Annotated in this window: 36 protein-coding genes and 1 tRNA gene; 21 read left to right on the forward strand and 16 right to left on the reverse strand. The window is 63.3% G+C overall.

Going from position 1 to position 26,208, the window contains the following annotated elements; all coding sequences use genetic code 11:
- The first annotated feature begins 542 nt into the window (after positions 1 to 542).
- Positions 543 to 1,448 (forward strand): haloalkane dehalogenase, encoded by a 906-nt coding sequence (locus tag OPU69_RS13255; protein WP_066114719.1) that lies wholly within the window; start codon positions 543 to 545, stop codon positions 1,446 to 1,448.
- Here the strand turns inward: OPU69_RS13255 and OPU69_RS13260 are convergent.
- From OPU69_RS13260 to hppD, 5 genes are all read right to left on the reverse strand, one after another.
- The gene (locus OPU69_RS13260; protein WP_066044322.1) at positions 1,445 to 1,648 is read right to left on the reverse strand and encodes a hypothetical protein; all 204 of its coding nucleotides are present in this window, start codon (positions 1,646 to 1,648) and stop codon (positions 1,445 to 1,447) included. The two genes, OPU69_RS13255 and OPU69_RS13260, sit on opposite strands and share 4 nt — an antisense overlap.
- Positions 1,648 to 1,827 carry a DUF4169 family protein gene (locus OPU69_RS13265; protein WP_066044320.1) on the reverse strand — a complete coding sequence of 60 codons (180 nt, stop codon included), beginning with the start codon at positions 1,825 to 1,827 and terminating at the stop codon, positions 1,648 to 1,650. The genes OPU69_RS13260 and OPU69_RS13265 overlap by 1 nt, the downstream gene beginning before the upstream one ends.
- A gap of 2 nt (positions 1,828 to 1,829) precedes the next feature.
- Entirely contained in the window at positions 1,830 to 2,093 is a 264-nt protein-coding gene (locus tag OPU69_RS13270) for a hypothetical protein (RefSeq protein WP_066044318.1), read from the reverse strand.
- A 72-nt stretch (positions 2,094 to 2,165) separates the two neighbouring features.
- The gene (locus tag OPU69_RS13275) at positions 2,166 to 2,714 is read right to left on the reverse strand and encodes a VOC family protein (protein WP_498511662.1); all 549 of its coding nucleotides are present in this window, start codon (positions 2,712 to 2,714) and stop codon (positions 2,166 to 2,168) included.
- Positions 2,711 to 3,814, reverse strand: a complete 1,104-nt coding sequence (gene hppD, locus OPU69_RS13280) for a 4-hydroxyphenylpyruvate dioxygenase (RefSeq protein WP_498511664.1) — start codon at positions 3,812 to 3,814, stop codon at positions 2,711 to 2,713. The genes OPU69_RS13275 and hppD overlap by 4 nt, the downstream gene beginning before the upstream one ends.
- 122 nt (positions 3,815 to 3,936) lie before the next feature.
- Here hppD and OPU69_RS13285 point away from each other — a divergent pair, with 122 nt between their 5' ends.
- From OPU69_RS13285 to OPU69_RS13350, 14 genes are all read left to right on the forward strand, one after another.
- The gene (locus OPU69_RS13285) at positions 3,937 to 5,511 is read left to right on the forward strand and encodes a tyrosine-type recombinase/integrase (protein WP_498511666.1); all 1,575 of its coding nucleotides are present in this window, start codon (positions 3,937 to 3,939) and stop codon (positions 5,509 to 5,511) included.
- A 67-nt stretch (positions 5,512 to 5,578) separates the two neighbouring features.
- Positions 5,579 to 5,857 (forward strand): hypothetical protein, encoded by a 279-nt coding sequence (locus OPU69_RS13290; protein WP_498511668.1) that lies wholly within the window; start codon positions 5,579 to 5,581, stop codon positions 5,855 to 5,857.
- The gene (locus OPU69_RS13295; RefSeq protein WP_498511670.1) at positions 5,850 to 6,104 is read left to right on the forward strand and encodes a hypothetical protein; all 255 of its coding nucleotides are present in this window, start codon (positions 5,850 to 5,852) and stop codon (positions 6,102 to 6,104) included. Before OPU69_RS13290 ends, OPU69_RS13295 begins: the two co-directional genes overlap by 8 nt.
- Complete coding sequence (locus tag OPU69_RS13300; protein ID WP_498511672.1) at positions 6,101 to 6,328, forward strand: hypothetical protein; 228 nt, start codon at positions 6,101 to 6,103, stop codon at positions 6,326 to 6,328. Before OPU69_RS13295 ends, OPU69_RS13300 begins: the two co-directional genes overlap by 4 nt.
- Complete coding sequence (locus OPU69_RS13305) at positions 6,312 to 7,016, forward strand: hypothetical protein (protein ID WP_498511674.1); 705 nt, start codon at positions 6,312 to 6,314, stop codon at positions 7,014 to 7,016. The genes OPU69_RS13300 and OPU69_RS13305 overlap by 17 nt, the downstream gene beginning before the upstream one ends.
- Positions 7,017 to 7,125: 109 nt before the next feature.
- Positions 7,126 to 7,347: a helix-turn-helix transcriptional regulator gene (locus OPU69_RS13310; protein WP_498511676.1), complete on the forward strand. Its 222-nt coding sequence runs from the start codon at positions 7,126 to 7,128 to the stop codon at positions 7,345 to 7,347.
- A 1-nt stretch (position 7,348) separates the two neighbouring features.
- The gene (locus OPU69_RS13315; protein ID WP_498511678.1) at positions 7,349 to 7,564 is read left to right on the forward strand and encodes a hypothetical protein; all 216 of its coding nucleotides are present in this window, start codon (positions 7,349 to 7,351) and stop codon (positions 7,562 to 7,564) included.
- On the forward strand, positions 7,561 to 7,758 hold the full coding sequence (locus OPU69_RS13320) for a hypothetical protein (RefSeq protein ID WP_498511680.1): 198 nt from the start codon (positions 7,561 to 7,563) through the stop codon (positions 7,756 to 7,758). Before OPU69_RS13315 ends, OPU69_RS13320 begins: the two co-directional genes overlap by 4 nt.
- A gap of 1 nt (position 7,759) precedes the next feature.
- On the forward strand, positions 7,760 to 8,263 hold the full coding sequence (locus OPU69_RS13325) for a helix-turn-helix domain-containing protein (RefSeq protein WP_498511682.1): 504 nt from the start codon (positions 7,760 to 7,762) through the stop codon (positions 8,261 to 8,263).
- 35 nt (positions 8,264 to 8,298) lie between these two features.
- Positions 8,299 to 8,730, forward strand: coding sequence for a hypothetical protein (locus OPU69_RS13330; RefSeq protein WP_498511684.1), 432 nt, complete (start codon positions 8,299 to 8,301; stop codon positions 8,728 to 8,730).
- A gap of 43 nt (positions 8,731 to 8,773) precedes the next feature.
- Entirely contained in the window at positions 8,774 to 9,472 is a 699-nt protein-coding gene (locus OPU69_RS13335; RefSeq protein WP_498511686.1) for a hypothetical protein, read from the forward strand.
- A 22-nt stretch (positions 9,473 to 9,494) separates the two neighbouring features.
- Positions 9,495 to 9,734 (forward strand): hypothetical protein, encoded by a 240-nt coding sequence (locus OPU69_RS13340; RefSeq protein ID WP_498511688.1) that lies wholly within the window; start codon positions 9,495 to 9,497, stop codon positions 9,732 to 9,734.
- 25 nt (positions 9,735 to 9,759) lie between these two features.
- The gene (locus OPU69_RS13345) at positions 9,760 to 10,431 is read left to right on the forward strand and encodes a hypothetical protein (RefSeq protein ID WP_498511690.1); all 672 of its coding nucleotides are present in this window, start codon (positions 9,760 to 9,762) and stop codon (positions 10,429 to 10,431) included.
- Between the two features lie 142 nt (positions 10,432 to 10,573).
- Positions 10,574 to 10,870, forward strand: a complete 297-nt coding sequence (locus OPU69_RS13350) for a hypothetical protein (protein ID WP_498511692.1) — start codon at positions 10,574 to 10,576, stop codon at positions 10,868 to 10,870.
- Here OPU69_RS13350 and OPU69_RS13355 read toward each other — a convergent pair.
- From OPU69_RS13355 to OPU69_RS13380, 6 genes are all read right to left on the reverse strand, one after another.
- Complete coding sequence (locus OPU69_RS13355) at positions 10,867 to 13,941, reverse strand: hypothetical protein (RefSeq protein ID WP_498511694.1); 3,075 nt, start codon at positions 13,939 to 13,941, stop codon at positions 10,867 to 10,869. The two genes, OPU69_RS13350 and OPU69_RS13355, sit on opposite strands and share 4 nt — an antisense overlap.
- Positions 13,938 to 14,267 (reverse strand): hypothetical protein, encoded by a 330-nt coding sequence (locus OPU69_RS13360; protein WP_498511696.1) that lies wholly within the window; start codon positions 14,265 to 14,267, stop codon positions 13,938 to 13,940. Before OPU69_RS13360 ends, OPU69_RS13355 begins: the two co-directional genes overlap by 4 nt.
- Positions 14,268 to 14,282: 15 nt before the next feature.
- Complete coding sequence (locus OPU69_RS13365; RefSeq protein ID WP_498511698.1) at positions 14,283 to 14,516, reverse strand: hypothetical protein; 234 nt, start codon at positions 14,514 to 14,516, stop codon at positions 14,283 to 14,285.
- 596 nt (positions 14,517 to 15,112) lie between these two features.
- On the reverse strand, positions 15,113 to 15,541 hold the full coding sequence (locus OPU69_RS13370) for a hypothetical protein (protein ID WP_498511699.1): 429 nt from the start codon (positions 15,539 to 15,541) through the stop codon (positions 15,113 to 15,115).
- Between the two features lie 350 nt (positions 15,542 to 15,891).
- Positions 15,892 to 15,968 (reverse strand) — tRNA-Arg (locus OPU69_RS13375).
- Positions 15,969 to 16,034: 66 nt separating this feature from the next.
- Positions 16,035 to 16,466, reverse strand: coding sequence for a (deoxy)nucleoside triphosphate pyrophosphohydrolase (locus tag OPU69_RS13380; protein WP_498511701.1), 432 nt, complete (start codon positions 16,464 to 16,466; stop codon positions 16,035 to 16,037).
- Positions 16,467 to 16,555: 89 nt separating this feature from the next.
- Between OPU69_RS13380 and OPU69_RS13385 the strand changes: the two genes are divergently transcribed.
- Together OPU69_RS13385 and OPU69_RS13390 are read left to right on the forward strand one after the other, a co-directional pair.
- The gene (locus tag OPU69_RS13385) at positions 16,556 to 16,732 is read left to right on the forward strand and encodes a Flp family type IVb pilin (RefSeq protein WP_498511703.1); all 177 of its coding nucleotides are present in this window, start codon (positions 16,556 to 16,558) and stop codon (positions 16,730 to 16,732) included.
- A 128-nt stretch (positions 16,733 to 16,860) separates the two neighbouring features.
- Positions 16,861 to 17,073 carry a Flp family type IVb pilin gene (locus OPU69_RS13390; RefSeq protein ID WP_498511705.1) on the forward strand — a complete coding sequence of 71 codons (213 nt, stop codon included), beginning with the start codon at positions 16,861 to 16,863 and terminating at the stop codon, positions 17,071 to 17,073.
- 55 nt (positions 17,074 to 17,128) lie between these two features.
- Here the strand turns inward: OPU69_RS13390 and OPU69_RS13395 are convergent, their stop codons facing one another.
- The 5 genes from OPU69_RS13395 to OPU69_RS13415 form a co-directional block, all read right to left on the reverse strand.
- A complete protein-coding gene (locus tag OPU69_RS13395; protein ID WP_498511707.1) occupies positions 17,129 to 18,613 on the reverse strand; it encodes a M48 family metalloprotease in 1,485 nt (494 codons plus the stop codon).
- A 130-nt stretch (positions 18,614 to 18,743) separates the two neighbouring features.
- Positions 18,744 to 19,691 carry an acetyl-CoA carboxylase carboxyltransferase subunit alpha gene (locus tag OPU69_RS13400; protein WP_498511916.1) on the reverse strand — a complete coding sequence of 316 codons (948 nt, stop codon included), beginning with the start codon at positions 19,689 to 19,691 and terminating at the stop codon, positions 18,744 to 18,746.
- 17 nt (positions 19,692 to 19,708) lie between these two features.
- A complete protein-coding gene (locus tag OPU69_RS13405) occupies positions 19,709 to 20,629 on the reverse strand; it encodes a tyrosine recombinase (protein WP_498511709.1) in 921 nt (306 codons plus the stop codon).
- Between the two features lie 3 nt (positions 20,630 to 20,632).
- Complete coding sequence (locus tag OPU69_RS13410; RefSeq protein WP_498511711.1) at positions 20,633 to 22,462, reverse strand: hypothetical protein; 1,830 nt, start codon at positions 22,460 to 22,462, stop codon at positions 20,633 to 20,635.
- 4 nt (positions 22,463 to 22,466) lie between these two features.
- Positions 22,467 to 22,676 (reverse strand): hypothetical protein, encoded by a 210-nt coding sequence (locus OPU69_RS13415; RefSeq protein ID WP_060977005.1) that lies wholly within the window; start codon positions 22,674 to 22,676, stop codon positions 22,467 to 22,469.
- Between the two features lie 71 nt (positions 22,677 to 22,747).
- Between OPU69_RS13415 and OPU69_RS13420 the strand changes: the two genes are divergently transcribed.
- The 4 genes from OPU69_RS13420 to OPU69_RS13435 all read left to right on the forward strand — a co-directional run bounded on the left by OPU69_RS13420 (position 22,748) and on the right by OPU69_RS13435 (position 26,208).
- Positions 22,748 to 23,320, forward strand: coding sequence for a shikimate kinase (locus tag OPU69_RS13420; RefSeq protein ID WP_498511713.1), 573 nt, complete (start codon positions 22,748 to 22,750; stop codon positions 23,318 to 23,320).
- Complete coding sequence (gene aroB, locus OPU69_RS13425; protein WP_498511715.1) at positions 23,308 to 24,435, forward strand: 3-dehydroquinate synthase; 1,128 nt, start codon at positions 23,308 to 23,310, stop codon at positions 24,433 to 24,435. Before OPU69_RS13420 ends, aroB begins: the two co-directional genes overlap by 13 nt.
- A 98-nt stretch (positions 24,436 to 24,533) precedes the next feature.
- The gene (locus OPU69_RS13430; RefSeq protein WP_498511717.1) at positions 24,534 to 25,226 is read left to right on the forward strand and encodes a DUF6975 family protein; all 693 of its coding nucleotides are present in this window, start codon (positions 24,534 to 24,536) and stop codon (positions 25,224 to 25,226) included.
- Positions 25,227 to 25,365: 139 nt separating this feature from the next.
- Complete coding sequence (locus OPU69_RS13435) at positions 25,366 to 26,208, forward strand: AAA family ATPase (RefSeq protein ID WP_060977003.1); 843 nt, start codon at positions 25,366 to 25,368, stop codon at positions 26,206 to 26,208.

A 26,208-nucleotide genomic window follows, 5' to 3' on the forward strand; every position in this document is an offset into this window, starting at 1 on the left:
AGACAACCACAATGAAACGCGCTTCAAGGAGCCGTTCCTGCACAAATCTATTACGTAATGGATACGTGAAGGACATGTTTGGAACGACTTAACGTTAACTGATCCACGCGGCCTTGAACTCCGCGAGACCAGGCGCCGTCGCCCACATGTCCCTTCATCTAAACCTACAATGTCAAAGATCTCACCGACAAAAACAGCGGACAACCAACCCTCCCCGTTCTTTCGTCCGGGGGATTGGACATCCGTATCTGTTGGCGACCGAGGAAACGTCAGTGCGTCCCCGCCGGTGGAGCGGCCTATATGGCGTGATTTGAGTCGGGTCAAACCCTTTTTGCAGATTTTTTTCAGACAGCAGAATTTTTCCGGCCCTCGCATGGGACCCGATCCGCGCTGTCTCGACTTCGAAGAATCACTTTCTGCAAGCTGGAGGCCGACGCTCACGTAAACCCATCTCGCCCGAAAAGGTTGCCAAAGCCCGTTTGCATCCGCGCAGATATTATGTCATTCGCTATGCCATAACAACATTGGCTTTGGGAGATGTCATGCAGGTCTTGAGAACGCCGGATGCGCGATTCGCCGCCATTCCCGATTTTCCCTTCGCAGCGCATTATGCCGAGATCGCCGACCCGACCGACGGCACCCGGCTTCGGGTGCATTATGTCGACGAAGGACCGCGTGAGGCTCCCGTCGTGCTGATGATGCATGGCGAGCCGAGCTGGTGCTATCTCTATCGCTTCATGATCGGCCCCGTGGCAGACGCCGGATATCGCGTTGTCGCGCCCGACCTGATCGGCTTCGGCAAGTCGGACAAGCTCGCGAAAAAGAGCGACTATAGCTATGCGCGCCATGTCGCGTGGATGCGGCGGTGGATCGAGAAGCTGGACCTGAAGAACATCACGCTCGCGTGTCAGGACTGGGGGTCGCTGATCGGCCTGCGGCTCGTCGCGGAAATGCCCGAGCGGTTCAACGGCGTGGTGCTTTCCAATGGTGGCCTCCCCGCTGGACAGGATGCGCCGCGCGCCTTTGCGATCTGGCGGGCGTTTTCCAAATACAGCCCGGTCTTCCCGATCGGCAAGATCATCGCCAGGGGCACGGCACGCGCTCTCTCCGATGCCGAGATCGCCGCCTATGACGCCCCCTTCCCCGATGGCAGCTACAAGGCGGGCGCGCGTATCTTCCCCAGTTTCGTGCCGCTGGGTCCGAATGTCGCGGTGCCCGACCAGCTCAAGGCCTGGGAGGTGCTCGACCGCTGGGAGAAACCCTTCCTGTGCTGCTTCAGCGACCGCGACCCCATCACCCGCGGCGGCGACGCGCTGTTCGTCGGCCGCGTGCCTGGGACGAAGGGGCAGAATCACTGCACGCTGAGCGGCAGCCACTTCATCCAAGAGGACGATCCGCAGGGTTTCGTGCGGTGCATATTGGATGTGGCGGGTCAGGCGAGGAGTTAGCCCTCGATCAGATCCAGATACGCGACCACATCATTGTCGGTCGCGATGAACAGGCCTTCCTGCACCTCCGCCGGTTCGAGCTCGGCCAACCGCAGGGCTTCGGACAGCGGGCCGTAGAACAGGGTCAAGGCTGCGCCGCCTTCAGCTTCGCCGTCGAGATGATAGAGGCGGACGCTGACCTGGTCGGATGTCGAGCGCATCAACTCTGCTCCCGCTTGGCGCCATCGAGCAGCCGGCCTGCGCGCTCCTGCTCGCTCGTCTGGGCGAGGCGCTCTGCTTTGGTGCGGCCGAATTTGGCGCGGTTCGCGGCGGCGCTGGCCTCGTCCTGCTTGCGCTTTGCGGTCTTGCGTGCCTGGCGCAGGTTGATGATCTCGGCCATGATCAGCCCCCCTGTCCTGCATTTTCGGACATTTCGATGAAGTCACGCGCGAGGTCGCGTTCGGCGCGATCCTCGAAGGTTGCGTCGATATCGGGAGCGTGGCCGAACAGGAACAGCATGCACCACAGCGCAAAGCGTTCGCCGGGCACCGTCGCCAGACCCAGATCGACCTGCATCCGCTCTATCGCCGCCGGCACCGCCTGCGGGGCGATGGCGGCGGGATCGCGGGTGCCGAAATAGCGTTCGAGCTGGTCTTCGAAGGTCATGCCGATGACCCTAAAGTGATTTCGAGTGAATTGAAACAATTCACGGCTCGGAAATCACGGCAGAACAAACACCTAAGCCCCATCGGGATCCTTGTGCAACCAGTCGGCATGACGCGGCGCCTTTTTGGTGCGGCTCCATTCGTCGAGCATCAGCGGCGCGACGCGCTTCAACTCCTCATAATGCTCGGGCTTGCCGATATTGCAGGCGAGCTCGACCCGGTGGCCATTGGGGTCGAAGAAATAGATCGAGCGGAAGATGCCGTGAAAGGTTGGGCCTAGCACCTCGATGCCCAGCCCCTCGATATGCGCCTTGGCCGCGAGAAGCGCGTCCATGTCGGGCACTTCGAACGCGATATGCTGCACCCATTCGGGCGTGTTGGCATCGCGGCCCATTTCGGGCTGCTGCGGCAGCTCGAAAAAGGCGAGCACATTGCCGCCGCCGCAATCGAGGAACACGTGCATATAGGGGTCATAAGCCCCGGTCGACGGAACATGGTCTTCGGAAAAGGCGCTGGTATAGGTCATGCCCAGTACCTTCTCGTACCATTCGACCGTCTCTTTCGCGTCCTTGCAGCGATAGGCGACGTGATGGATGCGCGAGAGCGCGAAGGGCGCGGTCATTCCGCCGGTTCCTGCACCTTCAGCACGCCGCGGCGCAGCTGGTCTTCCTCGATCGACTTGAACAATGCGGTGAAATTGCCGTTGCCAAAGCCTTCATCCTTCTTGCGCTGGATGAACTCGAAGAACACCGGGCCGATCTGCGGCTGGCCGAAGATCTGGAGCAGCAGGCGCGGATCGTTGTTCTCGGTCGACCCGTCGAGCAGAATGCCACGCGCCTGCAGTTCCTCGACCGGCTCGCCATGGCCGGGAAGCCGCTCTTCCAGCGCCTCGTAATAGGTGGCGGGCGGCGGGCTCATCAGCGGCGCGCCCAGCGCCTTGATCCGGTCGAGACACGCGATCAGGTCGTCGCAGATGAACGCGATATGCTGGATGCCCTCGCCATTATAGGCGCGCAGGAATTCGTCGATCTGACCGCCGCCCTTCGCGCCTTCCTCGTTCAATGGAATGCGGATGCGGCCATCGGGCGCGGTCATCGCGCGGCTGGTAAGGCCGGTATATTCGCCCTTGATGTCGAAAAAGCGGATCTCGCGGAAATTGAACACGCGCTCGTAGAATTTCGCCCAATGGTCCATGCGGCCGCCATAGACATTGTGGGTCAGGTGATCGATCATCTTGAAGCCAGCGCCAACGGGGAAGCGATCGACGTTCGGCAGATATTCGAAATCGATGTCGTAGATCGTCAGCGCATCGGGATTGTCGAGCGTGGCATAGCGGTCGATCAGATAAATGATCGCGCCGCCGATGCCGCGGATTGCGGGCAGGCGCAGTTCCATCGGGCCGGTCTTAGTTTCCACCGGCTCCGCGCCGCGCGCCAGCGCTTCCTTATAGGCGTCGCGCGCATTCTTGACTCGAAAGCCCATGCCGCAGGCCGAAGGACCGTGTTCGGCGGCAAAATAGGCGGCGGGGCTGGCGGGCTCGTAATTGGCGATCAGGTTGATATCGCCCTGCCGCCACAGATGCACATCCTTGGAGCGGTGCTGGGCAATGCGGGTAAAGCCCATCGCGGTGAACACCGGCTCGAGCAGGCCTTTTTCGGGCGCGCAGAATTCGACGAATTCGAAGCCGTCCAGGCCCAGGGGATTTTCGAAAAGGTCAGCCATTGCGGCGCACTCCTGCAGAATTTCGTATTGTGCAGAAGATAGCTTCGCGCCAAACTGGTGTCAAATGAAACCATCTGGGCGGGCCGATTGGACGCACGCAGCGCCTGTTCCCGCAAGGCGGGTTGGATCATAACCTGTCGATTTTGGAAAATGGCGCGCCCGGAACGATTCGAACGTCCGACCCTCAGATTCGTAGTTTGGGGATTTCATTGTTATCGACTGTTAGCGGTGATTACCTGTGCCGATTTCCTTTGACAAATCCGGTGGTTTCTCAGATTTCATGCTTATCGAGTTTCATCAAGCGTGATTACCGGGTGATTACCAGCGGTGATTACCAGCGGCAAACAAGGCGATCAGGCATGGCCAAAGGCGAGATCAGCAAGAGCACGATCGACAAGCTCACGCCTGGCAAGAGCACCGTCTATCTGTGGGATGATGAGCTCAGCGGCTTTGGCTTCAAGGTCACCCCGGCTGGCCATAAGACCTACCTCTTGCAGTATCGCATGGGCGGCCGGGATGCCCCGACCCGCCGCATCAAGATCGGCGATCATGGTGAATGGACGCCGCATAAGGCACGCGAGGAAGCAAAGCGCCTGCGCGCTCAGGTCACCTTGGGCATTGACCCGCTTGAGGGCCGCAGGGTGAGGCGGAAAGAGGCTGTTGCCAAGCGCGCCGCAGAAATGGACGCTGAGCAGCTGGCCAAGCGGTTGCGGGTGTCAACGCTGGTCGACGAATGGGTTGATGCCATGACGGCACTGATCGGCACAGATAACGGCCCCCGCCCGCGCACGGTCGAATTCTACAGCAGCACCGCGCGCAAGCATATCGTGCCCGCCATCGGCGATAAGCCCCTGCCCGAGGTCACCAAGGCCGAATTCCGGGCGATGCTCAAAGCCATTCCGGCCGGAAGCCAAGCCCTGCGCAGATCGGTCTACGCGACAACATCGGCCCTGTGCGCATGGGCGCTCGAAGACCAGTTGATCGAAGCGAACCCGCTGGCCGGGGTGAAGCCGCCCAAGGCAGTATCGGCGCGCGACCGGGCGTTGTCCCAAGAGGAACTGGCGATAGTCTGGCAGGCGTCGCACCAACTGCGCCCCGTGCATCGCGTGTTCTATCGGCTGCTGATCTTGACCGGGCAGCGTCGCGAGGAGGTTGCGGGCCTGCAATGGTCGGAACTGGACCGCGCCGCCGCGCTGTGGACGCTGCCAGCCGAGCGCGCCAAGAACGGCAATCTGCACCTTGTCCCGCTGTCGCCAATGGCGGTTGCCCAGCTCGACGCGATCGGGGGCAGCAGATGGCCAAGGTCAGGCCCGGTTCTGTCGCTCGACGGCAAGCGTTCGATCGCGGGCTTTTCGAAGCTGCGCAAGGAACTGGACGCGGCGATTGCAAAGGTCATGGCTGACATGCCCGACCCACCCGAATTCAAGCCGTGGCGGGTGCATGATTTGCGTCGGACGCTGGCGACCGGGATGCAGCAACTCGGGGTGAGGTTCGAGGTCACGGAATCGATCCTGAACCATGTCAGCGGGTCAAAGGCTGGCGTCGCTGGCGTCTACCAGACCTACGATTGGGCGATCGAGAAGCGCGAGGCGCTCGACAAATGGGCAGAGGAGAAGATTGCCCCGTTCATTTCGGCCCCTGCGCCCGCGCAGACGGTCGACAACGTAATTCCGCTGCGCCGAAAGCGTCGCGGATAATTTGGCCCCGCGCGGTTGTCGGACTGCGCGAGGCCGTCACCATGGCAAACCAAAGGAGACTGCCATCATGACTGCCACGTCCATTGCCCCGCAAGAGTTGCTCTTGCAAGCCGGGCACCTGAACTCCCTCTACATGAAAATCGAATGCCTGCGCTTCTTGTTCGACCAAGCCCAGGACTCTGCCGCCGATATGGTCCAGGTGAGCGAGAGCGACCGAGACAGCATTGCCGAGCGCATCCGCGGCATATGCCAAGCGGGCGATCAGCTGGTCGACCACTATTCGACCTGCATTGCGGAGATCCGCGACACCCTCACCACTCTGGCAGGAGGCAAGGCAAATGGCTGACACGAAACCGCACTATGAGGCCGCCGGCATGGTCCGCCGCCTTGGTGATCTTTTCCAGTCGATCGAGCGCCATTGCGACGCCATTCTTGACCAGCGCCAGCCCGACCCCGAAGACGCGCGCCAGCTGGTCTATCTCATCGCTGGCTTGGCATTTCTCGGCAACATGAATGCCGATTCCGTGGCTGATAACGTCGAGGGGCTCATCCCGAGCAACGTCAGCAAGCTTGCCAGCGGAGGCGCAAAATGATCGACGTGAACACGATAGACCAGCTCGACCAAGCTTTCCGCCAAATGACGGATATCTGCGCCGCGATCAGTCTCTTGGGAGAAGCGGAAACCACGCCACCGCACATCATGTCCGGGCTGGCAGACATTGGCGTTGCCATCTCGAAAGACGCATTGGAGTTGCTGCACACCATCCCGACCCGGCCGGGGCAAACTGAATATACTTCGAATGCCGCGCCGAACTGATCAGTCAGGGAAGGCCAAGAAGCCAGACTACGCCGCCGTCACGCTCAAGGATGAGCTGTATGCGGCGTGGCTGGCTATCAAAGAAGCCGATGCCATCAACCGCGACAATTTCAGTGTGTATGACGATTGGCATGCGCTGTTTAACATTCTGGCACGCGTGCAATCCGATCTAGCAGCCGAAAAGATCACACCCCGGCAGGCTTTTCGTCGAGCCCACAAGGTCTTGAAGCCGATGATTGGAAGGATAGGCGCCATGGCCGTAATTCAGGCCGCATCGAGCCCGATTTACGAAACGGAGCTGAAAACTCGGCGCAGAACATTGTCGGAGCAAGCGAAAGGCCACGCGGAAATTCTTAAGCCCATCGGGATTACCGGGGCATACGGTGGCTTCCATGAAGTGATCAAGCGGCACCATTCGCTAGACGAAGCCATGAAGTTTGGTGCCCGGATTCATCGGCGCATCATCGAACGTAGGTTTGAGGGCGGTGTCACTGCTGCCATAGAAGATATCGAAGGCAAGGATGGCAACCCCCGTCGCTCTACGCTGCTGCCCTACTGGACTGAATACAGGGCTCATTGCTGGGACCGCGGCTATGCTGATGATCGCCTTCCTTCGATCCTTCGCAGCGACTCACATTTGCCAGATGACCTGTTGCTCATCTCACATTTCGGCGCACTAAAGCGTTGATTTGCCGTCATGTTTCAGAGTCCAAAAAATCGATATGACTTTGGACTGTTTCTAGTCTGACGCTGACGCGATGCTTTGCTCTGTCATCACTCTAGACGGAGCAACAGCAATGACGGCCCTGCGCGATACCCACCTCCCCACCAACCTTGTCGACGAAAACCGCATTGCCGAGGTAATCGGCTGCACCGTGGCAAAGGTCCGGGCTGACCGGCACAAGGGCACCGGATGCCCCTATTACAAGATCGGCCGCATGGTCCGCTATGACATGGCAGAGGTGCAGGCCTGGCTTGCCGCAAAGCGCGTCACCAGCACCAGCCAGCAGGCCGCCTGACATGACCTCGCGCGCCACCCCTGAGCCCGGAAGGTCGAAGGTCACCCTGCACCTTGACCGCACCGGGGGCTTCTATGTCGAGGTCGAAGACGCGCCAGTCGGTGGCATGCTCGATCGCGTCTATCCCGACTATGGCAGCGCTCGATCCTATGCCGGCACGCTCAGCAGCGCGAACGCTTGGCCGCTGGTCGACCTGGTAGCGAGGGCCGCAGCATGACCCGCGCCGTCATCGTCCGCAGCGACCAGAGCACGCTTCGACCTTCCTACAGCGTGACGATCGAACCGCGCACCGTCGACCAGCCGACACAATGGACCCGCGACCGGGCCGCCGCGCTTCGCCTGGCAGATGAGATCAGCACCGCGAACGGCTGGCCGGTAGATGATCGCACTGGCGACAAGGTGCGCGCCTGAGATGAGCGACGTTGCATCCCGATGGGCCGGAAAGCAGAAATGCGCCACGCCCGCCGCCAAGCTGATCTTGCTGGCGCTGGCACACCTGCACAATCCCAATCGCCATGGGGGGAAGCTCTTTCCCAGCCGCCAATGGCTATGCGATTGGACCGGCCTGTCAAAGAACAGCATTCGGCCGGCCATGAACAAGTTGGTCGATCGCGGCCAAGTGATCGAGACGGGCGAACGCTGGGGCACCAGCCAGCGCATCACGGTTTACCGCCTTCCCGATGAAGCCACCGCCAAAAGCCCAAAACAGGGACAATCAGATAGCCCAAAAAGCGGACAGTCAGATGGTCCGCATTTTGACGCCGATAGTCCGCATTCTGGTTCGGGATCGTCCGCAAATTGGGTTGAGAAAGGTCAAAACAGGGACCCGAGTATAGTTCTTAGTGAAGTAAATGAGTGTGGTAAGGGAGTAGGCCCCCTCCCTGCGAATGCTTTTCTCTCCATAGGTGCCGTATGAGCTGGGGAGAACTCTGCCTGCCCCAGATCAGGGCAATGGATGACGCAACCCTAATGGAGGCTGTCAGGAAAGGGGCAGAGAGGTTCTCACCTGCAGACCCGACTCTGATCGAAGAACAGCTCGCCATACTCGCAGCTGCCTATCCGCCGCTCAAAGGGTCACCGGCAGAATTGCTTGCCAGGAAGCGCGCATACCTCATCGGGCTTGGTGACCTCTCAACGATAGAAATCAGGCACGGCATTTTGACGGCAATGCGCACCTGCAAGTTTTTCCCGTCCATCGCGGAGATTCGAGACTGCGCCATCGGAAGCCGCACGTTCTCAGTCTCGATGCGCTCGAATTTCATCGAGGAATGGAGCTTTCAGCGCGCGGAGGCTGTGCGCCGCGGTTTGCTCACCAGCGACGATTATCAACAGATCGAAGACCATCGGCGGCCGGGGGAGGCACATTCCGGCATTCCAATCTGACCGCCATCATCACCGCAATCTCGAACTGAAAGGAACACCGCGCATGATTACCAATCTCCAAGCCCTGGAAGCCATTCTCGCCGAAGCACGCGCACAAGGTGCCGCCGATGCGGAAGCCGAGCGCGAGGAGGCGAAGAAGAAGGCCCTGAAGGCTAAGCCGAGCCCCGAAGTCTTGGCGATCAAGAAAGCTCTCGGGGTCCCGCCTGTCGATCGATACGCAGAGGAGCATGACGCCCGGCTCGACAAGAAGAAAGTCGAGAAGCTGCTGAGTGTCAGCCAGGGTGGCGGCTATTATGCGTCTGCAAAGGTCGATGAGCTTATCGCCGAAATTGGTATCGACCGCTTCCTCGCCGCCGCGCCGCCCGATGTTGCCGCCAAGATGCGCGCTCAGATCAAGCGGGAGCGCGCTCGCCAGCCGAAGGCCGCTGCCCCCAAGCCGAAGCAGGCGGCCAAGATCGATGGGCTCAGCGCATGGGCTATCCGGGCCCAAGGCACGAAAGCCCAGATCGACGCCTTGAACGCGCAAGAGGCCGCGCAGCACAACGCATCGTGCCGCTGCCAATCCTGCGAAGCCGTCAAGGGTGGCGGCCAGTCTGGGGCAGAAGCCCTGGCCAGCGCCATCCGCCGCAATACCGCTGCCATCAACGGCAACGGCCGGGCAGTGACCTCGCAAGCCGCGATCGATCGCACCTGGCAGGAAGCCCACGAACGCGTCGCCCGCGAGACCGGCCGCATCCGCTGACCACCAAGAAGGGAGACCTTACATGAGCGATTTTGAAGCCCGGTTTCGGCAGGTTTTTGGCAGCGAACATGCAGTCGGCCGGGAGAGTATGGCCGCTGCTTGCCTGGAATGCTTTCCCGAAGCCACCGCAACCGAAATCATTGGTTTTCTGGCCAAGCAGTCCGCGGCCCGCGCGGAACACCAACAGGCGGAAGGTGCGCGGGAACTGGCAGCGATCATCAAAAGCAACAGCGCCAAATTGGACCCTACCACCCGCCATTGATCAAACATTGAAAGGAACTGACCCCATGAACTATGCCCATGAAGCCAGCAAAATCGCCGCCCTGATCAGCCAGGCGAACACCGCCCCGCACCTTGCCCAGATGGCGGATATCGACAATCGCATCGCTGCCGAATATTCGGCGCTCGAGCGCGCAGAGCTCAGGCGGGATGCGCTGTCGAAGGAATACGAAGACGCCCGCAATGGGCGCGTCGATGTTGCGGCGATCGCAGAGGCCTTCCGGGCTGGCAGCGTCGAGATGAAGGCGACCCGCAACGTCGAGGCTATTCAGGCCGATCAGGCTGGCGTCCGGGCAGCGATGGCCCAGATCCAAGACGCTATCCGCGAATTGCAGGCTGAGCGCAGCCGGGTGCGCGGCGATCTTGCCCAGGCAATCGGCGCGACGCTGGCGCGGCCGGAAGATGCCCTTTCCGAGCGCATAAATGCCGCGTTTGCCGAGATCGTCAGTTGCTGGGTCGATGCCCGGGCGATGGCGAGCGCGTTCAATGCGCCGATCATCGGCCAGAAGGTGCCTCACCTCAATCGCATCGTCGAGGCAGTGCGCGTGGCTGCACCTGAGACACTACGGGGCAACCTTGTGCCGAGCGCCGGCCTGATCGACGCCATGGACAAACACTCTGACCTTTTGCGGAAAGCCGAGCTGCGCCCGCTGCGCCAAGTCGACCCGCGGTCCCTGTAATCGAGATTCGGCGCGCTTGGTCAAAAGCCTTTCGGAGGCGCGCTGAGCAGCCGGGAACCTAGATCGACCCCCGGCGACCCGTCCCCCTCCCGGTTTACCACCACACCGGCCGGGAGGGGGGCAACAGCCCGAGAGTGCAGCTATGAGCCTCACCAAGCGACACCTGGTCTTTTATCCACTGTTTGCCGCCAAGGTGCGCGCCGGGCTCTATCACCGCCTGCAGGACCCCACCAACTGGACCCCTGAGCTCGCCCAGATCGCGCTGCGCGATAATCCCCACGCACCACCGGAAGACGTTCACATGATCGTCGCCAATTCGGTCGAAACCGCATTCGCCAATCTGAACGATGAGCTGGCGGCCGGGTGGCTGCATCGGCACCAGACCATGGACCGCCTATACATCGCCGCCCGGCGCACCGGCCAAGACCACCCGTTCTAAATCTGGCGCACCTCCTGCGCGAAGAATCCGGGTATGTCGATCCGCCCCCCGCCACCTGAGACGGCAACCCGGATATCGCGCAATTCCCTACCCAGCCCCGACACGATGCCGTTGATGAGGTCCGTTGTCTGCTGACCAATCGCATCGACGATCGGCGCTGCCTCAAATGCCCGCTGCGCATCGGCCTGCGCGCTGGGGATCGAACTCCCCCCGGTCAGGATAGAGGTGACGTTGCCGCCTTCAACCGCGCGTGCGGTCAGCGTCGTAATCCGGTCCTGCAGGGCGAAGAACGCGGTTTGACTGCCGCTGAATTGCCGCTGGATATCGAGGATGACGCGCGCCGCCTCTGCAAAGTCATCGTATGCGGTCTTGTCGCCAGCTTCGACGCGCGCCGCCAAGGGATCGAACTTGGCCTGAGCCGCCGCCAGCCTGTCGCGCAGTGACCGGCCGTTGTCCCCGAACCGCAGATCGTCGAGCAGCGCTTGCATCGACCCTAGCACCCGCTCGTTCGCTTCCTTGATCGCGTCGGTTCGTTCCATCTGAAATAGCTTCTCGAGATCAGCATATTCCTCAGCGGACGCCTGCGCCTGGCCGAAGATATCGCGCAGCCGGGAGAATTCGCGCTCGACGCCCGTTATCGCCGCGCCCACGGGATCGATGCGCGCTTGCAGGCGATCAAAGACCGACTGGAAATCAACCGCGCGCTGGATGGCCGATTCCAGATCCTTTCCGCTCTGCAAGACCCGCTGCGTTGACGCCCGGATGCCCTGCACAACACCGTCTTGGATGAGGTCGAGGGTCGCAAACCGGATTGCCGCAGCGCTGTCATCGCCGAAGTCGACGGCCCCGCGCTTGGTCTTGGTAATGCCACGGCCGGACGTATCCACCCGGAAGCTGTCACCCCTGACCCCGATGCTGACCGCGCCCCTTGCAGCGTCGATGCGCCCGCCCAGCGCCTCAGCGATGCGCTCGAGCGTCGTGATCGCCTCATCGGCGGTTTCAACCGATGCCTTCACCCGCTGGCTGCTGTTGCCCCTGGAAGATGCCACGATCAGCTGTGCGCCGCTGCCGCCGATGGTCGCGCTGCCCCGCTTGGTCGGTTTCAGCGCTTCGATGCCCACGCCGCCGATGACGGAACCGATCAGCGAACCAATGGGACCGAATGCCGAGCCGATCGCGCCGCCGATTTGCGACCCGAGCTTGCTATTCTGGATGCCGATGCCCTCAAGCAAGTCGCTGGTCATGCCGCCGATTTGCGCCCCAAGGAAGCCCTTGCCGAGCGCTTCGCCGACCTTTGCGCTGTCGGGTCCGAGAACGTCCTTCAGCGCGCCGGAAAATGCGCTCTCGATATCCTCAACACCGGCTTTGAACGCCTTGCTGAATGCGTCGGTGAACTGGGGATTGCCGAGGTCGAGTTGACCAGATGCCAGGCCGCGACCCAAGCCGGCGATGCCGCGCCCGCTGACCAGCGACTTAGCGATATCGACCGTTTGCAGCGCGCTGGCGAATTCGTCCGCCGCGTCGCGCTGGCTGTCCTTCCATTTCTCGGCAATGCGCCGGGAATAGGCTTCAGAGCTCTCCACCAGCCCGTCGACGTCGATCGGCTTATAGACCTGCAGGAACCGCGCAACGTCTGCCGCCTCTGCCGCATTCTGGCGCTGGCGCTCTGCGAACATGGCCGCAGTGCTGAGCTCTTGCCCCCGGCCTTGCGTGATCGTGCCCTTGGCCGCCGCCTGGTTGATCGTCTCGAGCGCCGCCGCATATTCCTTCGCCGCAGCCGTGGCAGGATCCAGCCGGCTTTCCAGCGACGCGATCTTGCTCTCGAGCTCTTTCACTGCCCGCTCAGCGTCCCGCGCTTCCTGGGTGACAGATCCGCCGCCACCAGCCGCGCGCGATGCCTCACGCGGGGCAGACACGCCCCCGGCGAAGCGCACCGCGTTATATCTGCCGAAGCTGGTCGGCTGCATCGCGAATTGCAGGCTCTTGCGCGCCTCTGCCAGCGCCTTGCGCATCCCATCGACCGCGCCCCGTTCCGCATCGACCTGCGCGGTCAGGCCGAACAACCCAGCCATTGCCGAGTTGCTGAAATTGTTCCCTGCGCGTGCCCGCTGCGCCGAGAGCTGCGCCTCTCGCACCGCCAGCAGCGATTCCGCCTCAGCAAGGTTCGCTTGCGTGCTGCGGATTGTCTCTGCCGTCGCCAGGCCAGTTGCGACCCGCCGTTCGTCGGTCGATTCCTTCAGGCGGCCGGTGATTTCGTCCAATGCCGCCGTGGCAGTGGTCAGCGCCTCAGTGGCGGATTTGTTCGCCGCCGCGCTTCCGGTCAGCCCGTCGAGCGCATCACGGTTCGACCACAGCGCCGCGGTTAGGCCCCCGGTCAATGCCGTTGCCGCGAAGATCGCAGCGCCCCAAGGGCCGGCGAAGAAGCCTGCCACCCTTCCTACCGTGCCCCCCAAGCCAGAGAGGGCGAACGCGGCCTGCGAACCCTGCTGCGTCAGGATGGTGAGGGCGGACGTGCCCATTTGCGCCTGGATCGTGGCATCCTGCAGCTGCTGACCAAGCTGGACATAGGCGGCCCGCTGCGCGCCGGCAGACGCGGTATTGAGCCGAACGACGTTGTTCGAGTTCGCCATCGCCTTCGACGTGCGATCAAGCTGCGCCTGGACCTGCGCAACCGCCGCGGCATGATCGCGCGCCGCCTGCGCCGCCTGGCGTTCGTCATTCGCTAGCGCTTCCGCCGCCGCGATGCTGAGCCGCGCAGACTGGCTGTAGTCGCCCTCAGCAGCCGCAGCGAGGCGAACAGCGTTTGCCACCTCCCGTGCCGCCGCTGCCCGCTCATCCGCCGCCCTGGCCGCCGCCTGCGCCTCTGCGACGCCCAAATTGAGGGCGCCGCTCGAGGTGCGAGGCATGGTCACAGCCTGGCTGACCAGCCGATTTGCATTCTGGCTGAACTGGTCGAATTGGCGCTCAGCTGACCGGGTGGCGTTCTCAACATCGGCCTGGAACCGAGAGAACACATCGTTCTCCCGGTAGCCAGCGCTGATGAAGATAGGGAATTCGCTTACGTTGCTCATGCCGCATCTCGCACGGCGATCTTCTCACCGGCCGCCGTGGCAGAGAAAGCGCGGGTCACACCAGCCGGGATCAGGCGACCAGATCCGGCCGCGGCTGTCGGGTCATCGCCGAAGTTGATCCAGACGTTCTGCCCCAGCGCGGTGATCGTCCAGACATAGAAATTGGTGTCGAAATTGCCGGGGACGGTGATTCCGGCCTGCTGACTGGCCGAACTGTTGCCGGTGATGGTTTCGGCAAAGCCCGGCTGCGCATCGACCATGCCGAGCGCGATGCGGTTCGAGGCATGGGGATTGAGGCGATCAAGCGTGATGTGAACGGTCGACATAGGAAATCCTTTCGATCAGGCGGCTGGCGCCATTTGGGAGAGGTGGAAAATCGCCTCATCGGCAGGGACGCCATTGGCCAGAAGCTGCACCGCCTGGCGCTCATTCCCGACGCTGGCAGGATGGCCGAACACGCGCCGGAAGCGCGCCACGGCTGTCTGATAACCAGCGACATAGTCGGTATCGGCAAGGGATGGATCTTTGCGGCGCGGCAGATGGCGCGGCGCAGTCGGATCGAGGCAAATGGGCATGGCGAGACCCTGAGTTCAGATGGTCACCACACCATGGCCAGCCATAGCACAAACGGGATTCGCGACCAAGCATCTGTCAAAATTGGACAGATAGAGCCCCGGCCATACTGGTAGCGGTTGCCAGTATGTGCCCAAGGCCATCTGTCATCGAAGGACAGATAGAGCGCGCCCGCGATACTTGAAACGTTGCAAGTATGAGCCCCGGCCATCTGCGGAAGTTCCGCAGATACAGCGCACCGTCGATACTGTCGCTGAACGACAGTATGAACCCCGCGCCTGTCGTCACTGTAAATTCTTACAGTGAGCCTGAGCGCGCCACCCCACTGCGAATATTCGCAGTGAGCGCGACCCGCTATCGATCAACCCCCTATCGCCCCCCGATCAAGACCCGATCAAAACTGCATGTTCAAACTATGCGGAGGCCCGCGCATGACACCCGAGCGAGAATTCGCGGTCACCAAGCGCATACGCAATCGCCATGCCAGACCTAGGACCCGTGAATATCCTCGCACAGGGGCACGGAGAGGGCGCACAGAGCGTCGAGATGCCGGAAGGCTGTGAGACAGCGGACGCGCGGCGATGGCGCTTGGCGGGGCTTATTCTGGCTTAACGTTCCCATAGTCGATCATAACGATACGACCGTCGATCAGGCCCCAGTTGGACAGGCACCGCTCGCTTGGATCGCCAAGGTTGCCGTTGCCAGGCGAATAATGCCAAGCGCTGCACCGGGCCGCCCACTCTGCCTCCCTATGGGCCGGAATAGGCTCAGCAATCCGCATGACCACGCAGCGGCCATGGCGATCGCTCCAGAGGATCGGGCATAGCAACTCGCCATTGCCGGGTTTGCCGCCGTAGTGAGCCCATATGGCGCGCTCGAGTAGGCAGGCTTTGCGGCCATGGAGAGATCGGGCGAACTTGATGGCTATGGGGCCGAATAGGACGACAAGGCGGTTGCTGCCAGTTCGGTCCACCGCAAACCGCCATCCTCTGAAGATCTTGGGGGTCGACGGCATGGTGATATCCATAGGGCATAGAGCACCTATGCAAAAGGGGCTGGCAGCGCGCAGCACCCCAGCCCCTTCCGCCGACAATGCAGGGGCTTCCATTGCCCTTGGCCTGCCTGGTGATGGTATCAGCGATCGGGGAGAGGTCGAAGGGGAGATGAAACCGGAAGCGGTTGCTTTGCCCCGCCCCGGTTCATCCCCTGCATAGCCGCGACACCTTCGACGCCTGAGCGTCTGGCAGTGCATCTGCCGGGGGCGGATATAGCAATGGTGGAAGGGGTGGCCAAGCGGCCCGTGATTACCCGGTGATTACCGCGATCGGGGAGGGCCCTGCCCTACCCCTGCATTTTCCCGCTAAGTCATTGAGAAAATGGCGCGCCCGGAACGATTCGAACGTCCGACCCTCAGATTCGTAGTCTGATGCTCTATCCAGCTGAGCTACGGGCGCGTTGGAGGGCTGCCAATAGTCAGCAGTGATCAGCTTGGCAACACCTTTTTCTGCCATTTCGAAAAATCATGCCCGGACAGGTTGCGAGCCCAGCGATTGCGCGATGATGGCGAGCAGCGGAAGGTCGGCAGGCGGCATCGGCAACTGGTACAATTCGTCCACCGTCGCCCATCGCAAGGCGGTGGCGTGCAGTGCCTCCGGCTCTCCCACCCAGTTGCGACACCGGAACAGCAGCAGAATCAGGTGACGCTGGCCGAGCGAGGCGCTGGCAAAGGTCATCGGCTCGCAATCGTCTGGTGCAATCACGACGCCCAGCTCCTCGCCGAGTTCGCGCGCCAGGGCGTGTTCCGGCGTCTCGCCTGGCTCGATCTTGCCGCCGGGGAACTCCCATAGCCCCGCCATCGCGGTTCCTTCGGGGCGCTGCTGCACCAGAATGCGGCCCTCGGCATCGAGCATGAGCCCCGCCACAACGGGGAAGAGTGTCGGATAATTTTCCATCGGATCGGCGCGCCTTAACTTTTTGGTAAGTCGAATTTGCAAAATTGCCAGGGGGGCAGACGGGACCCCGGCCATTTCACGGAAGCACCATGCTGCACTTTCTGACTCTCTTGGCCAGATCAAAGCGCGGCGCAACCGCAATCGAATATGGCCTGATCGTGGCCCTTATCGGCATTGCCATCATCGTTTCGATGAACTCGATGGCCAGCAAGACCATCGCGATGTGGGATTTTGTCGAGGAGAAGATCGTCCCGAAGCAACAGTGAGTGTCGGAATTTCAGACAACCCCGCCGCTCTTAGGAAAATGGAAAGCTTTTTGATCTACCCCGAAACCGTCCAATCGCAGTTTGCCAGATCGGACGGGGAAGTGAAGACCTCGAACAGGAGACCTGACATGAAGACCATTCGCAATCTTTTCGCCGACAAGAAGGGCGCAACCGCCATCGAATACGGCCTGATCGCCGCTCTGATCGCCGTGGCCGCGATCACCGCCATGAGCTCGCTGGGCACCAACCTGTCGAACACCTTCAACACCGTCAGCACGAAGCTGACCACCCAGTCGGCTGGCGGCAGCGGCAGCGGCACCGGCACCGGCAGCGGTACCTGAGCCCTCGCTCAATCGAAAAGAGAGGGCGGCAGCAATGCCGCCCTTTTTTGTGCCCTCAATACGTCACGAGCTTGACCTTCTGCCCGGGCGCCAGCGCCGCATTGCCGGACAGGCCGTTGAGCGCGAGGAAGCGCTCGACCTTCAAATCATCATAGGCCATGCGCGCTGCCAGGCGCTGCACGGTGTCGCCGCGCACCACAGTGACCACCCGCACCCGCCGCGGCCTGATCTGCGCCGCCTCGGCGCCCGCCAGCCGCTGCACGCTCTGGAACATCGGCGCAAACACATCGGCGCGGCCAGCCGGGGTCAGCGCCACGAAATGATAGGCGCGGTTGTTGGCAAAGGCATAGGCGAACACCGTGACATCGACGAGTTGCCGGTTGGCATTGACGCGCGCGGTCGCATAGGCGGCGGGGATGCCGTTGACCGTCGTCCGCTGGATTTGCCCGTAATTGATTCGCTGATTGTTCCCGCCAAGCCCCGCAAAGGCCTGATCGACATAGCGCGAAAGGTCGCCCGAATACTGGCCCAGCGTGAACTGCGCCTGAGCAGATTGGCCGTTGATCGTCACCGCGCTTGTGCCGTTCTGCATGGCAAAGCCCTGCGGCACGGCGAACTTCAGCCCAAGTTCGGGATGCAGGAACTCACGGCCCTGCACGACACCCTGTTTCGGGTCGTCGCCATAGAGCAGCCCGTCGAGCCGGGTGAGGAACACGTCGCGATTGCGCGTGCTGCCGCTGAACTTCTGCGCCACCGTAGCCGCGCGGTTCACACGGCGCGCCGGATCGGGATGGGTGCTGGCCCATTCGGGCACCGAACGGGCATCGCCGCCCTGCGAACGCACGTCGATCGCCTGCTGCGCCGCGAGCGAAGCTAGCATCGAAGACAATGCCTGCGGATCATAGCCCGCCTGGGCCAGATAGCGCACGCCGAGATCATCGGCCTCCTCTTCCTGCTTGCGCGAATATTTGAGCGTCAGCAGCTGCGATCCGGTGCCGAATATCTGCTGGCCGATCTGGCCCGCGGCGCCATCGCCGAGCAGCACCGCAGCGCCGATTTGCCCCAGCAGGCCGATAATGCTGTTGCGCTGCGCCGCCTTCTGGCGTTTTTCGGAATGGCGCGCGGCGACATGGCCTACTTCATGGCCCAGAACCCCGGCCAGCTCGGCCTCGTCGTTCATCAGCGCCATCAGCTGGCGGGTCACATAGACATAGCCGCCGGGAATTGCGAAGGCGTTGTTCACCGGGCTGTTGAGCAGGGTAACCGTGAAATCGTCGCGGGCATTGCCGAGACCCGACTGCACGGCGATGCCCTTGCCCACCTGCACGACATAGCTGGTCTGCGGGACCTGATAGGCGCCGCCGAATTCCTCGAGCAGCTTGGGGTGCACTTCGGCACCCTGGCGCTTTTCCTGCGCGGTGATCGCCTGGGCCTGCATCGCCAGCGCTTCCGCCCGGGGCGCGACGGACTGGCCGATGAGCGCCATGGTGCCAGCACCAGCCGCCGCCATGATTGCCAGATGCTTGAACCGTGCCGCCATATTGCTCTCCCTTATCGTCTCCGGCCATGCCAGTTGATGCGCATCATGCCGCCAGGCACGCGCAGGATCAAATGGCGATGCCCGCACAACGAGGCGGCAGCAAAGCGGTTGCGACGATTTTACGTGTCGGTCAAAGCGAACCGATGGCCAGGAACCGCGCCTCGCGCGCAGCCTTGAGCTCTGCGGGGCTGAGCTTCTTGAGGCCTTCCAGCTCTTCGCGGATAGCCTTGCCCAATTCGCCGATCGCCGCCGACTGGTCGCGGTGCGCGCCGCCGACCGGCTCCTTGACGATGCGATCGATGACGTTGAGCCGCTTGAGGTCCGCCGCCGTCACCTGCATGGCCTCGGCAGCGTCGGCTGCGCGATCGGCGGTGCGCCACAGAATCGAGGCGCAACCTTCAGGCGAGATCACCGAATAGACGGCATGTTCGAACATCAGAACGCGTTCGGCCGAGGCCAGCGCGACCGCGCCGCCCGAACCGCCCTCGCCGACGATCGCCGCAACCATCGGCACGCCAAGCGTCAGGCAGCGCTCGGTCGAGCGCGCGATCGCTTCGGCCTGGCCGCGCTCTTCGGCCTGAACACCGGGAAACGCACCCGATGTATCGACCAGTGTCACCACCGGCAGGCCGAACCGGTCGGCCAGGTCCATCAGGCGGATCGCCTTGCGATAGCCTTCGGGCTTGCCCATGCCGAAATTGTGCCGGATGCGGCTTTCGGTAGTGTCGCCCTTTTCATGGCCGATCACGACCACGCGCTGCTCGCCCATCCGGGCGAATCCCCCCATGATCGCCTTGTCGTCGGCAAAAGCCCGGTCGCCCGCCAGCGGCAGGAAATCGTCGAACATGCCCGCGACATAATGCTTGAAATGCGGCCGCGCCGGATGGCGGGCGACCTGAGTCTTCTGCCAAGGGGTCAGGCCCGCATAGGTCGAGGCCAGCAGCTTGCGCGACTTGGCGGCAAGCCGTTCGATCTCGCTCTCGATATCGATCTCGCCGGTATCGGCGGTTTCACGAAGCTCGGCGATGCGCGCATCGAGCGCGGCGATCGGCTTTTCGAATTCCAGATAGCTTGTCATGCTCATGACGCAATCGCCTAGCCCTGCCGCCGCCGCTCGGCAAGATTCATCTGCGCGAGCGGATGGCGGCGGTTGACCAGCTCGACCAGGCGGCGGCTGTCGACATGGGTGTATATCTGCGTCGTCGCGATATCGGCATGGCCCAGCAAGGTCTGCAAGGCCCTGAGATCCGCGCCGCCTTCGAGCAGATGCGTGGCAAAGGCGTGGCGCAGCACATGCGGACTGACACGCGCGGGATCGATGCCGGCGCTGGCGGCAAATTCCTTGATCAGCTGATAAAGGCGGATGCGGCTGATATGCCCGGTGCGCGAAGGAAACAGCCAGCGCGGATTGGAAGATGGCACCGCCAACCAGCGCTGCAGCGCTTCGCGCGCGCGCCCCGATATCGGCACCAGCCGCTGCTTGCCCCCCTTGCCGGTGATCGCCAGCAGCGGGCGTCCGGCGAGCGCCGCGCTGCGCGGCAGGCCGACCAGCTCGCTCGCGCGCAATCCCGAACCGTAAAGCAGTTCCAGCAGGGCGAGCAGGCGAATGTCGGCAGCGCGCGCTTCGGGAGCCGCAGCGCGCTCCTCGGCAAGCGCGAACAGTCGCGCGATCTCTTCATGGCTCAGGATCTTCGGAAGCGGACGCTGCACCCTGGGCCGCGCCAGCATGGCCTGCGCGTTCCGGGTCTCCCCGCCCAGCCCCTCGTCTTCCAGGAAGGCGAAGAAGCCGCGCAGCGACGAGCTCTTGCGTGCCAGGCTGCTGGCCGCGAGTGAGCGCCAGTGACGATCGAGCGTTGCACGCGCACTCTCGTCGGCCCGAGCAAGGCGACCGCCCAGAATTTCGGACGCCTGTTCGAGATCACGGCGATAGGCCGCCACCGTGTTGGCCGAAGCGCCGCGCTCCGCCGCCATCATTTCCAGGAAACGGTCGATCAGGCGGGCGTCGTCGCTGCCCACGGATCAGGCGCGGCTGACGGCTTCGGCTGCGATCATCCGCGCTTCGGCCTGGCGCCCCACCGTGCGCAGCGCTGCCACGACGTGATAGAGCTGACGCGGCGTCATCGCCGACCAGTCATTGCCCTGCATGCCAAGACCGACCAGCAGCGTTACCAGCCCGTCATTGCCTTCAGCGGCGGCAGCAGCAATCGCGCGGGTCCAGCGGGTTTCGCCGCCGAAACCGATGCCCAGGTCCTCTGCGAGCGAATCGCGGTCAGCACTGCTCAGCCGTCCCAATCCGGCCAGGCCCGCGACGAGAAACGCGCTCTTGCGCGCCTCATTGCTCTGGTCATTGTCGAAGAAGCTGCTGACCTCGGACGCGGCGACCTGCGCGCGTCCCGGAACCGCGACCGCGAGCACCGCCCAGCCGAGGCTCCCGTCTTCCACCACCGACCGCCAGCGCGCCGCACTGGTATCGAATCCTGCCGACACCATCGAAACGATGAGATCATCGGCATAACCGGCGAGATCATCGGAAGGCGCGACACGCGCGGCTGCATGTGCGGTCAGGATATGCGCCGAATAGCGGACGAAGGCGTTCTCCGAACGGTCCCAGAGCGCGCGCATCGCCCGCACGCGGTCATCGGCGTCGGTTGCGACATAGGCGGTGCGCAGCAGCGCCATGCGATCGCGCAGCGCCTCGTCGGTGCCCGGATCGTCGAAGGTCGCGCCATAGAGATCGACCATATCGGCGCTCGACAGCATGCCCATCGCCGCTGCGACATCGGCAGCCTGCACGCGCGAGGCGAGCGGCGCCATCGGCGCGCGGGCGCGCCAGGCCTGGAAGTTGCGATCCGCGCGTGCATAGAGCGTTTCGGGCGGCTCGATCCCGGCGGTCAGCGCCAGGCCAAAGCGCCAGCGGGTGAGTTGATCGACATCGTCCCATTGCACCGTGACCGCGCGCCTGCCGTTGAGGCTCGCGCCGACGATTTTCTCGGCGAGCACCACGTCGATGCGGTCCATCGCCCCCTGGCGTCGCGCCCGGTCGATCTGTTCGCGCGCCGCGCTGCCCTCGCCCGAAAAGCCCGAACACATCGCGCGGATCAGCTGCCACTGGTTGCCCTTGGCGGTCTCTCCGGCAAAGGGCAGCAGCGGGCACATGCCGAGCGGATCGGCCGACGCGACATAGCTGTCGAGCGCGACATTGAGCAGGCGCGGCGTCGCGGCGGGCGGATCAATCGCCTGCACCATGCGCACCGCGCCATCGGCGGACCCGATGCGCAGCAGCAGCGCCGCGCGTTCGGCGGCCCAGTTGGCGCCATTGAGGCCCTGGGGCGTCGCAAGTTCGCTCAGCAGAAGCTTCTGCAGCCCGAGCGAGGCCCAGCGAGACACGATGCGCCCGCTGGTCCGGCGCACCAGCGTCTGCGCATAAAGACCACCGATATTGCCCAGCGAGGAGGCCGCAAACCCGCCATTGGCCTGGGTCAGCGGTCCGATAAGGTCGAGCGAGCGCCGCGCGCTCGGGGGCAGCGACTGGGTCAGCGCGATCTGCGCCTCCAGTTCTTCCTGCAGTTTGGCGAGCTCTTCGCTCAGTTCCTCGTCAGTCGGTGCATCCTGGCCGGCAATCGAAGGCAGCGGCGTTGTCGGCAGCGGCACCGCCGTGCCGGGGGCTATCGGAGCAGCGCGGCCCGGCTCTGCCGGAGGCGGCGGCTCGGACTGCGAGGGCGCGGGCGCGGGATCGTTGAAACCGGGCGGAAGCAGCGATTCCGGCGCCTCGTTCTGCCCGATCACCGGCGCGGACACGAACGCCAGCGCCAGCAGGCTGACACAGCCCAAAACCATCCCCCGCCGCATGAAATCAGCCCTCGGACTGGGAGGAGCCGGCAGCGGCTCCGCTCTTGGCCGCAGCAGGCAGCGGGATCGACTTTTCGACGCGCTGGGTCGGCACTTCGCCACCGCGCGACCAGGCCAGAGCCAGCAGACCGATCAGGGCAACGGCGATCACCACCAGAATGATCGGGCCCTTGGGCCGCCTGCGCCGTCCGTAATTCTGTCCGATAATGGCCATAGCCAGGATATTCTCCGTCCAAGTCAAGATAACTTGCGCCACCGCCTAGCCTATTTATAGGCTGCGCGGCAATGCTGCAGAACCGAAAATCAGACCCTGCGCGGCTGGCCGGGGATATCATGCGATGGCTCGACCGGCCGCTGGTGCTGGTGGGGTTGATGGGCGTGGGAAAGTCGACGGTCGGCAAGCGGCTGGCGAACGATCTGGGCATCGGCTTTGTCGATGCCGACGAGGAGATCGAGAAGGCCGCGCACATGACCATCGCGGAGATTTTCGAACGGTTCGGCGAGCCCTATTTCCGCGATGGCGAACGCCGGGTGATTTCAAGGCTGATCGACGGACAACCGCGCGTGATCGCCACCGGCGGAGGCGCGTTCATGAACGAGGAGACCCGCGCGCTGATCCTGTCGGGTGCCATCGCGATCTGGCTCGATGCCGATATTCGCACGCTGGTCGAGCGCGTCAGCCGGCGCAATACCCGGCCGCTGCTGCGCAACGGCAATCCGGCCGAGGTGCTCACCCGCCTGGCCGAACAGCGCAACCCCATCTATGCGGAGGCACAGATCAATGTGCGCAGCAAGGATGGGCCGCACCACCGCACCGTTACCGCAATATTGGAAGGACTGGCCCGATGGCACGGCTGAATATCGCGCTGGGCCAGCGCAGCTATGACATTCTGGTGGAGGCCGGTGCGCTTGCCCAGATCGCTGGGCATATCGCACCATGGACGCGCCGCGGGCGGACGCTGTGGATCAGCGATTCCCATGTCGCCGCACATCACTGGCCGCGCGTCGAGGCGCAGCTCGCCAGCGCCGGCGTCGAAGCGCATCTGCATATCGTTCCGGCGGGCGAAGCGAGCAAGAGCTGGTCGGAACTGGTGCGCCTGATCGACTGGCTGCTCGCCATGGGCGTGGAGCGCAGCGACACCATCTTTGCACTGGGCGGCGGGATGATCGGCGACCTGACCGGCTTTGCCGCCTCGATCGTCAAGCGCGGCTGCGATTTCGTTCAGGTGCCGACAACCTTGCTCGCGCAGGTCGACAGCTCGGTCGGCGGCAAGACCGCGATCAACACCACGGCGGGCAAGAACCTGGTCGGCACCTTCCACCAGCCCAGATTCGTGCTGATCGACCCGCAGGTGCTTGCCACCCTGCCGCCGCGCGAGATGCGCGCCGGCTATGCCGAGGTCGTCAAATACGGGCTGATTGACGATGCGCCGTTTTTCGACTGGTGCGAGGCCAACGGCGAGGCTGTGCTGGCGCAGGATGCCGCTGCGCTGGAACATGCGATCGTCACCTCGGTTGCGGCGAAGGCGCGGATCGTCGGCGAAGACGAGCGCGAGACGAAGGACCGGCGCGCGCTGCTCAATCTGGGTCACACCTTCGGCCATGCGCTCGAGGCCGATACCGGCTTTGGCGAGCGGCTGCTGCATGGCGAGGCTGTCGGTGTCGGAATGGTTCTGGCGCTGCGCTATTCGGCGCGGCGCGGCCTTTGCGAAACGCGCGACGCTGACCGGGTCGCAGCGCATCTGGCAGCCTGCGCCATGCCGGTGACGCTTGCCGATGCTGGTGTCACCGCAGATGGCAATGCGCTGGTCGACCATATGCGCCACGACAAGAAGATGTCGGGTGGCACCCTGCCCTTCCTGCTGCTGCACGGGATCGGCAGCACCTTCGTCGCGCATGATGTCGAACTCGACGACGTGGCGCAATTCCTCGACGAACAGCACCGCGTCGCCGCACCGGCGCCGTCCTTGTAAACCTTCTCTTTAGGACGATGCGCTAGAAGGCGGGCGTGGGGGCAGACCGCGCGTCTGCCTGCCACACCTTTGCCTCGAGCCAGCGGAGCCTTGAACGCGTGTCGTTTATCCAGCCAGGAGCCTTTGATCGCGCCCAGCCCGAGGCGGCTCCGCCGCGCTCGCTGGAAGCCGCGCTCGCTCTGGGCATGAGCGACACCCATGTGTTTGTCGCGCGTCTAGCGGATCGAGTCGCCCCGGCGCGGCCCATGGACCTGGCCGATGCCGCGCATTTCCTCTGTCTGCTCCATGGCCGTTATCCAGGCCTGATCGATTATGCCGCAACGCGCAGCGCCGATCCGCAGGTCGGCAAATGGCTCGCGCGCGCGTGCGAGGCCTTTGTCGGCGAGCGCGCGCTGCTCACCAAGCTCACCGTGGCCGCCGGCCCCATTACCAGCACGCCGGGTCAGGACAAGTGCACGCCAGCGATCATCAACCTGCGCGGCGCGCTCAATGCGCTGTCCCAGTCGGACCGGCAGGGTTGCGCGCTGGGTGCGGCCTTTGCCCTGGTGCTCGATTGGCATATCATCCGTGACGTGCTCGACGTCATCGCCCAGCGGACTGGCCTCGAACCGCGCCCATCCACCCTGCCCTCGCGCGAGGAGACGCTCGATCTCGCAGCCGTAGTCGGGAGCGATCGTTCCATTGGCCGTGCGATGGGTTTCGGGGCATCGCAGATGCTGGTGCAGCACCGCAGCTTCTGGGACATGCTCGCCGATCGCGCCGAAGCGCGCCGTCAGCAGGACGGACTCTGACGGCCTGATTCCAGGCACCCTCAACGTCAGAGTGACGCAAACGTAAACGTAAAGCCAAATTGCTGTCGCGGCTTGCCAAGCCCGCCCAAGCCCCTTATCGCTTAAACGCACAGTTAATAGCGGCAGGAAGGCGAGGCTCATGCGTTTTGAAGGCACCAGCGACTATGTGGCAACCGATGACCTGAAGGTGGCGGTCAACGCCGCGGTTGCGCTGCGCCGCCCGCTGCTGGTCAAGGGCGAACCGGGCACCGGCAAGACCGTGCTGGCACACCAGATCGCCGCTGCCGCCAACGCCCCGCTGATCGAGTGGAATATCAAGTCGACCACCAAGGCGCAGCAGGGCCTGTACGAATATGACGCAGTCGCGCGCCTGCGCGACGGCCAGCTCGGCGACGAGCGCGTCCACGACATCGCCAACTATATCAAGAAGGGCAAGCTGTGGGAGGCGTTCACCTCGCCCCAGCTGCCGGTGCTGCTGATCGACGAGATTGACAAGGCCGATATCGAGTTCCCCAACGACCTGTTGCAGGAACTCGATCGCATGGAATTCTACGTCTACGAGACCAAGGAACTGGTGAAGGCACAGGAACGCCCGATCGTCGTCATCACCTCGAACAATGAGAAGGAACTGCCCGACGCCTTCCTGCGCCGTTGCTTCTTCCACTATATCAAGTTCCCCGATCGCGAGACGATGCAGGCGATCATCGATGTGCACTTCCCCGGCATCCAGAAGATCCTGGTGCAGAAGGCGCTCGAAATCTTCTACGACGTGCGCGAGGTGCCCGGCCTCAAGAAGAAGCCCTCGACCAGCGAGCTGCTCGACTGGCTGAAGCTGCTGCTGCACGAGGACATGCCGCTCGAGGTGCTGCAGTCGCGTGACCCCAGCAAGGCGATACCGCCGCTGCACGGCGCGCTGCTCAAGAACGAGCAGGACGTGATGCTGTTCGAGCGCCTCGCCTTCATGGCGCGCCGCAACAGCTGA

This window comes from Blastomonas sp. 34TW (genome assembly GCF_059803595.1).